The organism is Sorangium sp. So ce1153 (assembly GCF_051521595.1).
Lineage (GTDB): Bacteria > Myxococcota_A > Polyangia > Polyangiales > Polyangiaceae > Sorangium.
Map to the genome: position 1 here is coordinate 11,205,198 of NZ_CP150361.1, position 10,851 is coordinate 11,216,048.

General features: G+C 73.6%; 10 protein-coding genes. 4 read left to right on the forward strand and 6 right to left on the reverse strand.

Features of this window, described 5'->3' with window-relative positions:
- Nucleotides 1-81: 81 nt before the first annotated feature.
- Together WME85_RS40640 and WME85_RS40645 are read left to right on the forward strand one after the other, a co-directional pair.
- Nucleotides 82-855, forward strand: a complete 774-nt coding sequence (locus WME85_RS40640) for a glutathione S-transferase C-terminal domain-containing protein (protein WP_437829107.1) — start codon at nucleotides 82-84, stop codon at nucleotides 853-855.
- A 126-nt stretch (nucleotides 856-981) separates the two neighbouring features.
- Nucleotides 982-3,015, forward strand: coding sequence for a bifunctional serine/threonine-protein kinase/formylglycine-generating enzyme family protein (locus WME85_RS40645; protein WP_437829108.1), 2,034 nt, complete (start codon nucleotides 982-984; stop codon nucleotides 3,013-3,015).
- Between the two features lie 5 nt (nucleotides 3,016-3,020).
- Here WME85_RS40645 and WME85_RS40650 read toward each other — a convergent pair whose 3' ends face one another.
- The 3 genes from WME85_RS40650 to WME85_RS40660 all read right to left on the reverse strand — a co-directional run bounded on the left by WME85_RS40650 (nucleotide 3,021) and on the right by WME85_RS40660 (nucleotide 6,343).
- Nucleotides 3,021-4,301, reverse strand: coding sequence for a sigma 54-interacting transcriptional regulator (locus tag WME85_RS40650; protein ID WP_437829109.1), 1,281 nt, complete (start codon nucleotides 4,299-4,301; stop codon nucleotides 3,021-3,023).
- A 152-nt stretch (nucleotides 4,302-4,453) separates the two neighbouring features.
- Nucleotides 4,454-5,458: a hypothetical protein gene (locus WME85_RS40655; RefSeq protein ID WP_437829111.1), complete on the reverse strand. Its 1,005-nt coding sequence runs from the start codon at nucleotides 5,456-5,458 to the stop codon at nucleotides 4,454-4,456.
- Nucleotides 5,459-5,545: 87 nt separating this feature from the next.
- Complete coding sequence (locus WME85_RS40660; RefSeq protein WP_437829112.1) at nucleotides 5,546-6,343, reverse strand: MBL fold metallo-hydrolase; 798 nt, start codon at nucleotides 6,341-6,343, stop codon at nucleotides 5,546-5,548.
- Between the two features lie 90 nt (nucleotides 6,344-6,433).
- Between WME85_RS40660 and WME85_RS40665 the strand changes: the two genes are divergently transcribed.
- On the forward strand, nucleotides 6,434-7,402 hold the full coding sequence (locus tag WME85_RS40665; protein ID WP_437829114.1) for a helix-turn-helix transcriptional regulator: 969 nt from the start codon (nucleotides 6,434-6,436) through the stop codon (nucleotides 7,400-7,402).
- Here the strand turns inward: WME85_RS40665 and WME85_RS40670 are convergent.
- Complete coding sequence (locus WME85_RS40670; protein WP_437829117.1) at nucleotides 7,299-8,324, reverse strand: zinc-dependent alcohol dehydrogenase family protein; 1,026 nt, start codon at nucleotides 8,322-8,324, stop codon at nucleotides 7,299-7,301. The genes WME85_RS40665 and WME85_RS40670 overlap by 104 nt on opposite strands.
- 169 nt (nucleotides 8,325-8,493) lie before the next feature.
- Between WME85_RS40670 and WME85_RS40675 the strand changes: the two genes are divergently transcribed.
- Nucleotides 8,494-8,694 (forward strand): hypothetical protein, encoded by a 201-nt coding sequence (locus WME85_RS40675; protein WP_437829119.1) that lies wholly within the window; start codon nucleotides 8,494-8,496, stop codon nucleotides 8,692-8,694.
- 114 nt (nucleotides 8,695-8,808) lie between these two features.
- On the opposite strand, the gene WME85_RS40680 is transcribed toward WME85_RS40675, so the two are convergent.
- On the reverse strand, nucleotides 8,809-9,939 hold the full coding sequence (locus WME85_RS40680) for a substrate-binding domain-containing protein (protein WP_437829121.1): 1,131 nt from the start codon (nucleotides 9,937-9,939) through the stop codon (nucleotides 8,809-8,811).
- 431 nt (nucleotides 9,940-10,370) lie between these two features.
- Complete coding sequence (locus WME85_RS40685; protein ID WP_437829122.1) at nucleotides 10,371-10,724, reverse strand: DUF1428 domain-containing protein; 354 nt, start codon at nucleotides 10,722-10,724, stop codon at nucleotides 10,371-10,373.
- Between the last annotated feature and the right edge of the window lie 127 nt (nucleotides 10,725-10,851).

Below are 10,851 nucleotides of genomic sequence, written 5' to 3' on the forward strand. Positions count from 1 at the left end.
CGGGGGCTCGCGGCGGCGATCGACGTCGAATCGGCCGGTGCCGCTTGAAAGGCGAGGCCGCCTCGGGGCAGCATCGGGCGCATGAATCCTATCGAGTTCGTCGACGTCGCGACCGCGAAGGCGGCCCGCGGCGTCCGCCTGGTCGCGACGGGGATGGTTCCGAGCCCCTGGACGGAGGCCGCGAAGGGGCTGTTCCGGCTGCAGGGCGTGCCGGTGCGCGTGGTGCGGTTCTCGCGGGAAGACGCGGAGCTCGCGGCGTGGATGCGCACCGACAACGTGCCTGTCGTCTTCCACGACGACGAGCCCCCGCGCGCCCACTGGGCCGCGATCACGACCCTCGCCGCCCGCCTCGGGTCGCCGGGCGCCCTGCTCCCCGACGACCTCGATCACCGCGCCCGCACCGTCGGCCTGCTCCACGAGATCGCGGGCGAGGAGGGCCTCGGCTGGAACGCGCGCCTCTTCATGATCCACGCCTCGGTGACGAGCGAGGGCAAGCGCGGCTTTCCGCTGCCCGTCGCGCGCTACCTCGCGGCGCGCTACGGCTACTCCCCCGCGATCGACCTCGACCGCGCGCGCGCCCGCATCACCACCACGCTCTCCGCCCTCGCCGCCCGCCTCGACGGAGGCCGCGACTACCTCGACGGCGATCGCCCGAACGCGCTCGACGTCTACGCCGCCACCTTCCTGACCCCGCTCTGCCCGATCCCGGAGAGCGACTGCCCCCGACTCCAGCCTTTGCTCCGCCAGGCCTTCGGGACCGCGCACGAGGCGATCGGCGACGCGGTGCCGCGCGCGCTCCTCGAGCACCGGAGCCGGATGTACGAGCGCCACCTCGGCTGGCCGATCGAGATCTGACGGGCACGGGCACCCTCCAGGGGTCGCCCCGCTCGCGTGGATGAGCCGTTGAGCTCCGCGTGACGGCAGGCTCCGCCGGCCGCGGTGCAGCCGCTGGCGCGCCGGTGGTACCATCGCCCGGTCCTCGTGGAGCTCCGACCCGACGCCGTCATCGCGGACAAGCTGCACCTGCTGAGGCCTCTCGGGCAGGGCGGGATGGGCGTCGTGTGGGCGGCGCGGCACCTCGCCCTCGACACCGACGTTGCGGTGAAGTTCATCCGTCCCGAGCGGGTGGCGGCCAACCCCGCCCTCGTCGCGCGTTTCCACCGGGAGGCGAGGGCCACGGCGCGGATCGCGCACCCGCACGTGGTGCAGGTCATGGATTACGGCGCCGTCGACGGCGCCGTGCCGTACCTCGTCATGGAGCTCCTGCGCGGGTTCTCGCTCGCCGAGCTCCTCGAGCGCGGCGGCCGCCTCAGCTTCGCCACCGCGAGGTCGCTCGTGCAGCAGGTGGGGAGCGCGCTCGAGAGCGCCCACGAGCGCGGCATCGTGCACCGCGACATCAAGCCTCACAACGTCTTCATCACGGAGGGGAGCAAAGAATACCCGCTCTTCGTCAAGGTGCTCGACTTCGGCGTCGCGAAGATCGCGGGCGACGCGGCGGCGCCGGCGGCGAACCCCGCGCTCACCGAGACAGGGATGGTGATCGGATCGGCCCCCTACATGAGCCCGGAGCAGCTCGAGGGGAGCAAGGACGTCGATCTGCGCTCGGATCTCTGGTCGCTCGGCGTCATCCTCTACGAGACGTTGACCGGCGCGCAGCCGTTCCAGGGCAGCTCGTTCGTCGCCGTGGGCGCGGCGGTCCTGAAGGGGAAGTTCCGCCCCGTCACCGAGCAGAGGCCGGACCTGCCGGCGTCGATCGACGACTGGTTCGCCAAGGCGCTCTCCGTCGATCCGAGCTGCAGATTCCAGTCGGCGCGCGAGATGGTCGAGGCGCTCCTCGGTCTGGAGGCCAGGATCGTGGAGCTCGACGCGCCGGCTGGCCGCCATCACCCGGCGGCGTTCGCCACGACCGTGGCCGCGCCGGTCGATCTCCGGGGCGCGCCCCACGGCGCGGGCGAGCTCGCGAGAGGGCCTGTGGCCTCAGGCGCGCTCGCGACATCAGGCGCGCTCGCGACATCAGGCGCGCTCGCGGGCGACCCCGTGACGGCAGGCGCCATCCATGACTCCGCGGCCGGCCACACCGTGCTCCACCCGCTCGCCGCGGCGCGGCCCGCGGCGCCGGGTCCCTCGGGCGGGCGCGCCACGCGGCTCCGGCGCGCCGTGCCGCTCGCCGCCGCCGCGTGCGCGGCGGGCGCGGGGGTGTACCTCTTCCTGCGCGCGCCGCCGGCCAGATCGGGCGGCTGCCCGGGCGGCATGGTGCTCGTCGAAGGCGCCGAGTTCCAGATGGGCTCCGACGTGGACGCGGAGACGCCCAGCGACGAGACCCCGCGACACGGCGTGACCGTGAGGTCGTTCTGCCTCGACACCACCGAGGTCACGGTGAAGGCTTACTCGGACTGCGAGGCTTGCGAGCGCCCGCGGCAAACCGTCGAGTCGGAGGGGCTCACGCCGAGCGGCCGCTCCTTCTGGAGCCAGTTCTGCAACGGCCCCGAGGCGCCGGACCACCCCATCAACTGCGTCGATTGGTACCAGGCGAAGGCGTATTGCGCCGCCTCCGGCAAGCGGCTGCCCACCGAGGCGGAGTGGGAGCTCGCGGCGCGCGGCAAGGACGCATGGACCTACCCCTGGGGCCACGCGCCTCCCTCGGGCGAACGCCTCAACGCCTGCGGGCCGGAGTGCAGCCAGATGCTGACGGAGCGGCTCGAAAAGGTGGGGAAGGGGCCGTGGCCCCGCATGTACAACGACGGCGACGCGGCCCCGGCGACCGCCCCCGTCGGACGATCGCCGGCAGGGAGATCGCCAGTCGGCGCCCTGGACCTGGCCGGCAACGTCTGGGAGTGGACCGAGAGCCATTATTGCCCCTACGAGAGGGACGAGTGCGACGACTCCCGCCGCGTGCTCCGCGGCGGCGGGTGGGACACGGTCGAGAGCCAGTACGTCCGCTCCGCCCACCGCCGCCCGAGCGCTCCCACGGCGCGCGGCTGGAGCATCGGCTTCCGCTGCGCCAGCGCCCGGTAGGGCGATCACTCCTCTTGCTGCGCGCGCTTGAGGAAGCGCAGCAGCTTGCCGCGCGAGACGCCAAGCCGCTCCGCGGCCGACGTCACGTTGCCCCCGGCGGCCGCGAGGGCGGACTCGACGCGCTCCTGCGTGAGCGCGACCTTCTGGTCGTCCGGCGCCTTCCCCAGCACCTCCTCGAGCGCCCACAGCCGCAGCCCGGGCTCGGGGTCGAGGCGGCGCACCGCCGCGAGGGCCGCGTCGAGCCCGCGCACGTTGCTTGGCCAGGGGTCGAGCAGCAGCCGCTCCATGGCCTCGACCTCGACCGCCTCGGCCGGGAGCGCGACGCCCGCGCGCCGCGCGAGCTCGCACGCCACGCTGAAGAGGTCCTCGCGCCGCTCGCGGAGCGCCGGCACGTGGATGCGCGCCATCGCGAGCCGCGCGAACAGGTCGCGCCGGAACGCCCCGCGCGCCACCATCTCCTCGAGGTCCCGGTGCGTCGCCGCGACGACCAGCACGTTCACGTGGACCGGCCGCTGCGCCCCGACCGGCAGCACCTCGCGGTTCTCCAGGAGCCGCAGGAGCTTCGCCTGGAGATCGAGGTCGAGATCGCCGATCTCGTCGAGGAACAGCGTCCCGCCGTCGTGGGCCACGACGATCCCGGGCGCGGCGCTGCGCGCGTCCGAGAACGCGCCCGCCACGTGGCCGAACATCTGGGACTCGAAGACGCCGCGGGCGACGCCGGCCACGTTCACCGCCGCGAACGGCGCCGCGCGCCCGAGCGCCGCCGCCGCGGCGCGCGCGACGAGATCCTTGCCCACGCCGGTCTCCCCCTCGATGAGCACGTTGCCGGGGCGGCTCCGCGGCAGTCCCGCGAGGGGCTGCGCGACGGCGCGCAGCCCGTACGGACCGACGAGCCCGCCCACCGGCGGCGCCGGATCCAGGGGGCCGTGGAGCTCCTCGCGGAAGACGAAGAGGATGCGCCCGAGCCTCAGCACCGCGCCGTCGTCGAGCGGCGTGAGGTCGCGCGGCGCGAGCCTCGATCCGTTCACCCACGTGCCGTTGCGCGACCCGACGTCCGCGACGCGCAGCGCGCCGCCGGCGCGATCGATCCGCAGGTGCCTGCCGGACACCTCCTCGTCGGCGAGGCCGCGCTCGGCGAGCCAGGCGCGGCCGATGACGCTGCCGGAGTCGGGCAGCGCGAACGCCATGGGCCGCGGGAAGGCGCACACGAGCGCCGGCCGCCGCCGCCCTGCCTCGGGCCGCACCGGGCTCCGGTGCTCGCTGGTGCTCGGCACGTCCTTGGCCATTCTCCTCGCAGGGTGCCATGCGCCTCCGGAGCGTGGAAGCGCTGCGCCGGGGGCGGCGGCGCCGTCGCTCGCCCGGAGGAGCGGCGGCGCCGTCGCTCGTCCGGAGAGGAGCGCGGCGTCAGCGCCTCTGATTCCACGCGTGGCGCGCGGAGCTAGAGAGGCCGCCCATCGAGCCCGCACATCGGGTCGCCCGGGTTCGTGCACTCGGGCCGCGGGGGCCGGATCTGCGGCTGCGGGCCCGGCGCCGCGGGCCGGGCGAGCGCCTCCCGCAGGCGATCGAGCGCGCTCTCGTAGGCGCGGAGCGCGGCCTCGTCGGCGCCCGCCGCCCTCGCGCGCGCCGCGGCGACCCGAACCGCCGCCGTGGCCTCGGTCCGGCGCTCGGCGGCCCAGGCGGCGAGGTCGGCGTGGCGCCGATCGAGCGCCGCGATCCTCTCGAGCGCGTCGAGCCGCGCCTCCAGCGCGTCGAGCGCGTCCCCGAACGCCCGCAGCCGGTCGTGGTCCAGCGCCCGCGGATCGAGGGCCTTCCGCGCCGCCTCGGCGGTCGCGCGCGCCGCCTCGGCGCCGTCGGCGAGGGGGCGGCCGCGCAGCGCCGCGTGGCGCCGGTCGAGGGCCGCGAGCGCGGCCGCCCTCGCGCTCTCGCGCTCCTCTGCCAGCGCCGCCTGCGCGTCGCGGAGCCGCCGGGCTTCGTGCTCCAGGCCCGCCACGTGCTGCGCGACCCCGTACGCGGCCGCCGCGCCGCCGCACAGCGCGAGGCCGAGCGCCGCCGCGAGCGCGTGTACCAGGCTGCGGCGCCGGCCCTCGGCGCGCGCGCGGGCGACGGCCAGCTCGTGCGCGCGCGCCGCGTTGTCAGCCTCGAGGCGCGCCTTCGCCTCGGCCTCGATGCGCGCGACCTCGAGCGCCGCCCGCGCCCGCGCTTCCGCGCGCGCCTCCGCCTCGGCCTGCTCCTGTTCGCGCCGCGCCCGCGCCTCTGCCTCGGCGGCGGCCCGCGCCGCCTCCGCTGCGCGCCGGCGCGCCTCCGCCTCGCGCTGCTCGCGGGCTTCCTGCTCGCGCATCCTCGCGCGCTGGAGGTGCTCTTCCCGCACGCGCGCCTCCTCGAGCTTCGCGAGCTCCGCGAGCGAGAACGTGACGGACGTGTCGGAGGTATCTCGGGTCATCATCGGCATCGGGCTCCTCTCCGAGCGCCGCCCGTTGCAGCCCGTGTGCCGGCGAGATCCGACGTGAAATCATGGACTTGGGGCCGCAGTTCAGCCCGGATGGTCGATCGCGATCGCGCCCGGCGCTGCCCGGCGCGATCGCGATCTCCGCTGCAGGTGGGGCACGCCGGCGACGGAGCTGGCCAGCACGCGGGCGTGCCGCCGCACCTCGTCGGCGTCGAGCGGCCCTCCGTGGCCCAGGTGGAAGATCTGTACCCCTTCGTCGACCAGCCGCTCCAGCTGGACGCCGACGGCGCGCGGGTCCATCTCGAAGGGAGGACGGATCGCATGGCCGAGCCGCGCGAGCCCGCCCAGCATCACCCCCGAGGCGACCAGATCCCCGACCAGCGCCTCGCGCGACTCGAGGACGACCGAGATCGAGCCCTGGGTGTGCCCGGGCGTGGGGCGCACGCGGCCCGCGATCCCATAGGGCGCCAGGTCGAGCGTCTCGTTGCCGGACAGCACGAGGTCGGGCGCGACGGGGGCGTAGCGCTCGTGCGGGAGAGGGGTCCGGACGAACAAGCGACCGAACCAGCCGGTCGGGCAGTAGGTCATCGGGGCACGTCCACTGAGGTGCTCGACCTCGGCCTCGTGGGCGATGACGAGCGCTCCGGAGCGCTCGCGCAGCTCGGCGGCGCTGCCGGCGTGGTCGACGTGGGCGTGAGTGACCACGATCGCCTTCAGGTCGGACCAGCCGCGGCCCGCGCGGGCCAGCGCCTCGCCGACCCCGGGCGCCGCGCCTGGCACGCCGGCATCGACCAGCACGCAGCCTGCGGCGCCGACGAGCAGATGGGCGCTCAGCATGCGAAAGGGTAGAATGGGCACGCGAATGATCTGGACAGCAGACATGATGTTCCTCCGGGGCCGAGTGTCTGGCCCCAGCGTGGGGTGCCGGGGCGGACGGCGCCTGGCCCGATTCGACGCGGCGGATGGTCCACGATGGAACTGACGCACGTGGCGACGCCTCCGGACGCGGTGATCGAGCGCGCGGTGCGGGCCGGCCCGGGCGAGCTGCTCTGGCTCGGCGCCGAGCCGTTCGAGGTCCGCTGCGAGCCCAGACAGGCCACGGGGCTGCTCAAGATCGTCGCCGTGGCCGAGGGCGAGGGGGTGATCGCGCAGGGAGGCCACCGGGCAATCCTGCGCGAGGGGACGTTCGCCTGGGTTCAGTCGGACGCCCCCTTCGAGCTGACGATGAGCCGGGGGCGGCGGCTGCTGCTGCGGCTGCCGCTCTCGGCGGTGCAGCAGCGGCACCCCGGGGTCGACCTCCGGACGGCCGTCACGCGCGGCGAAGAGCACGCGGGCGAGCGGGTCGTGGCGGGACTCTTGCGCCAGATCCTGCGCGAGAGCTCGTCGCTGTCGGAGCGCGACTGCATGGCGGCCGTCGGCGTCGTGCTCGAGGCGATCGGCATGTGCGGCCGCGCGCCCGAGCTCCCGCGGGCCCGGGTCGAGCGAGCGCTGGCCGACATCGAGCTGCGCCTCGGCGACCCGGCGCTCCAGCCGACGGACATCGCGCGGGCGCAGGGGGTGAGCCGCCGCTACCTCGACGGCGTGATGGCAGAGCAGCTCGGCAGCTCGCTCGCCACGCACATCCGGCGGCGCCGCCTCGAGCGGGCGGCGAGCGAGCTCTCGACCCGCCCGGACGACGCGGTGTCCGAGGTCGCCGCGCGCTGGGGCTTCCGCGACGCGAGCCACTTCACGCGCCTGTTCCGCGGCCACTTCGCCACGACCCCCGCGGCCTACCGGCGCGCGGCGCTCGACGGCGCGGGCAGCGGCGGGCGGGCCCCGGGCTGCCTTTCTTCTGCGATCAGACGCGGATCACCACCTTCCCGAAGTGCGCCCCCGACTCCAGGTATCTCAGCGCCTGCGGCGCCTCGTCGAACCCGAACACCCGATCGATCACCGGCTTGATCCGGTGCGCCACGAGCGCCCGGTTCATGTCCTCGAACATCCTCCGGCTCCCGACGAACACCGGCAGCACCTGGAGTCGCTTCTGCTCGATCGCCTTCGGGTCCGGCGCCGCCCACGCCCCGCTCAGGAGCCCGATCAGCGCGATGTGCCCCCCTTCTCGCGTCGCCCGGATCGACCTCGGCAGCGTCTCCTCCCCGCCCACCTCCAGCACGTGGTCCACCCCCTGCCCGCCCGTCACCTCCAGCACCTTCTCCTCCCAGCCAGGGTGCTTCCGGTAATTGATCCCTTCGTCCGCCCCGAGCTCGCGCGCCCGCGCCAGCTTCTCGTCCTTGCTCGACGTGACGATCACCCGTGCCCCCAGCGCGTGCGCGAGCTGCAGCGCGAAGATGGATACCCCGCCCGTGCCCTGCGCCAGCACCGACTGGCCCGCCTGGAGCTTCCCCTGCGGCACCAGCGCGTTCCAGACCGTCACCGCCGCGCACGGCAGCGTCGCCCCCTCCTCGAAGCTCATGTGCTCCGGCAGCGGCACGAGCCCCTCGGCGTCGAGCGCCACGAGCTCCGCCAGCACCCCGTCCGTGCTCCCGGCCCCCAGCGCCCGGTCCCGGAGCTGCTCCCGCGCCGCCTCGCCGTCGGTCCACGTCTGGAAGAACGTCGGCGTCACCCGGTCCCCCACCTTGACCCGCGTCACCCCCTCCCCGACCTCCACGACCTCGCCAGCCCCATCCGAGACCGGGATCACCGGCCGCGTCACCGGCTGCAGATAGCCGCCCTTCGCGATCAGCAGATCGCGGTAGTTCAACGACACGGCCCGTATCCGCACGAGCGCCTGCCCGGGGCCCGCCTTCGGCGCGTCCCTCTCCACCTGCGCCCATGCATGCGCTCCCCCGGTCGTCTGCGGGCTCTGCAGCTCGTATGCCTTCATGTGCTCATCACCTCCTGCCCATCGAATGCGGCCCAAGGATGCGCCCCGGCGCCGCTGAACGCCAGGCAAGGCGCGGCGACCTCGCGAGCATAGAGCGGGCTCGAGAGGACCAGCGAGGGCGGCGCGCGCGGCGGAGGACGGTCGGTCTGGCGCGACGTAGAGTGCGGAGATGCTCGAGAAGACCATCGAAGCTGGGCTGTGGGGGCTCCTGGCCGGCTCCGCGCTCCTCCTCGCCGGCTTCCTGGCGGCCTTCGGGCTGACCAAGCTGTCCGAGGAGGGCGCCGCCGCGGAGCGCGAGCGCCGGGCAGCGCCAGAGCAGGGCGCGGCAGGGCCGGAGGCGTCGCGCCCGCGCGCCCCGTCGGGTCCGTGAGCGCGGCGAGGGCCCGAGCGCCAGGAGCGATCGCGACAGGGGACGGCCAAGGGGCGGCGCGCGTGAGGCTCACCCCCGGCACGGGCGCGAGGTCTCCCTCGCGCCGCGACGCCGCTATTGCGTCGCGCCGATCGAGTCGAGGAAGTCGTTGTAGGCGTCGACCTTGTCCCACGGGACCATGTCGACGCCGATGTTGAAGCGGAACTCGTCGGACATCTGCGGCGCGAGGATCGCCTTGGTCGCGTCGAGGCCGATGCTGTTGATGCCGTAGAGGATGTAGGGCACGAGGTAACCCTCGTAGTACTGCCGCTGGATGTGCGTGGCCTTGATGCGCCCCTGGCGCATGTAGTCGACGGTCTTCGGATCGAAGTCGAAGGCGACGACGGGGAGCTCCGGCTTGCCCACGGCTTCCGCGGCCATCGCGCACCGGTACGAGAGGTTGAACAGGCCGAGCATGCCCACGACGGGCGGGTTCGCGGCCTGCATCTGGGACGTCATCCACGCGACGTCATCGGCGTCGCCGCCGCCGAAGAAGAAGACCTGGCTCACCACGGTCGCGTAACCGGCTTTCGCGAGCACGTCCCGCGCCCCCTCCGTCCGCTCGAACCCGTCGACCCAGTCTGTTCCGACGTTGCCGTGGATCACCACCGTACCCGGGGCGGGGGGCAGCATCTTGAGCAGGGTTTCCCCTGCCGTGGCGCCCGCAGACCTGTTGAGCGTTCCGACGTAGATCGAGCGCTTCGAGGTCGCCAGGTCGGTGTCGAACGTCACCACGTGGACCCCCTGCTCGGCCGCCTTGTCGATGCCCGCGGCGTTGACGTCATTGAAGGGCGAGACGCCGATCCCCTTGGCGCCGTTCGCCGCCGCCTCGGCCATCTGCTGATTCTGAAGCTCCTGCGTGCTGAGGGGGTCGTCGGTCTGTTCGGTGGGTCCGAGCACGTTCCCGGTGACACCGAGCTCACCCATGGCGCGGCTCGCGCCCGTGGCGATCGGCGTGAAGAAGGCGCCGAGGTTCTTCAGCAGGACGACCATCTGCATCGGCTGGAGCTCGTTCTCGTTGATCCTGGCGACGAGGTGATCGACCGTCGCCTCGAGCTCCACGGGGACGAACTCGCTCGCCGGAGTCTGCGCCCGGGTGATGTGCGCGACGTCCTCTGCCTCGTCGACCTCCTCGCTCGCTCCGCACGCCGCCGTCATCAGCGCGAGCCCGAAGCCCGTCATCCAGCGTCGCCCCATCCTCGTCATGACACCCTCCTCGTCCGTGGTTTGCCCTGCCGCGCGCGGCCCGTTTGCGCGAGGCATGCGTGAGGTCCACGCTCGATCTTTCACGATACGTGGCCGAGGATCTGACCGTCAATCGATATCAAAACGAGCGACGAGGACCGGAGTGCGGGCTGACGTGAACGCCCATACCATCCACGCGCTACGTGGCACGTGACACAGGACACAAGCGCCGGCGCGCGGCGCGCGCGTTCAAGTAGGAGGCAAGTAGGAGGCAAGTAGGAGGCAAGCAGGAGGAAAGCAGGAGGCAATTGATGAGGCTGGTGACGAAGGCGCAGGCGGCGGGCCCCGGGGCGCAGCGCGCCGAGGGCGCACCCAGGACGCCCCGCGCCCTCAGAACCGCAGTGTGTGCGTGAATGTCGCCGCGCCGCGTCCGCGAGCGGCGGCCGGCCCGGTCAGACGTCGAGGAGGACGGCGAACCCGCCGAAGATCATGCGCTTTGCGTCGAAGGGCGTCGTCTCGTTGCCCATGTTCATGCGCGGATCTTCCATGACCTTCTTGTTGCCCTCGTCGCGAGCCTCCTTCGAAGGCCAGACGATCCACGAGAAGACGACGACCTCGCCGGGCTCCGCCTTCACCGCGCCCTTGAAGTCGGTGATCTTGCCGTCGGGCACGTCGTCGCCCCAGCACTCGACGACGCGCGTCGCGCCGTGCTCCTTGAACACCACCGCGGCCTTCTCGGCCAGAGCGCGATAGGCCTCCTTCTTGTCCGCCGGCACCGGCACAACGAAACCATCGACGTAGCTCATCGTGTTCCTCCTCTCGCTCGGGCCCGATCCGGATGGGCCCCCGGCCCTCGACTCGAATCCGCGCCGCCCGCCGGCCGGCTCGATGGTCGGGGTCGATGCCCACGTGCCCCACCCGATTGCCGAAGGC

Excerpts from the sequence above, each read along its gene's own strand:
- WME85_RS40640 (WP_437829107.1), top strand. The coding sequence starts at position 82 with ATGAATCCTATCGAGTTCGTCGACGTCGCGACCGCGAAGGCGGCCCGC.
- WME85_RS40650 (WP_437829109.1), bottom strand. The coding sequence starts at position 4,301 with ATGGCCAAGGACGTGCCGAGCACCAGCGAGCACCGGAGCCCGGTGCGG.
- WME85_RS40655 (WP_437829111.1), bottom strand. The coding sequence starts at position 5,458 with ATGATGACCCGAGATACCTCCGACACGTCCGTCACGTTCTCGCTCGCG.
- WME85_RS40660 (WP_437829112.1), bottom strand. The coding sequence starts at position 6,343 with ATGTCTGCTGTCCAGATCATTCGCGTGCCCATTCTACCCTTTCGCATG.
- WME85_RS40665 (WP_437829114.1), top strand. The coding sequence starts at position 6,434 with ATGGAACTGACGCACGTGGCGACGCCTCCGGACGCGGTGATCGAGCGC.
- WME85_RS40670 (WP_437829117.1), bottom strand. The coding sequence starts at position 8,324 with ATGAAGGCATACGAGCTGCAGAGCCCGCAGACGACCGGGGGAGCGCAT.
- WME85_RS40675 (WP_437829119.1), top strand. The coding sequence starts at position 8,494 with ATGCTCGAGAAGACCATCGAAGCTGGGCTGTGGGGGCTCCTGGCCGGC.
- WME85_RS40680 (WP_437829121.1), bottom strand. The coding sequence starts at position 9,939 with ATGACGAGGATGGGGCGACGCTGGATGACGGGCTTCGGGCTCGCGCTG.
- WME85_RS40685 (WP_437829122.1), bottom strand. The coding sequence starts at position 10,724 with ATGAGCTACGTCGATGGTTTCGTTGTGCCGGTGCCGGCGGACAAGAAG.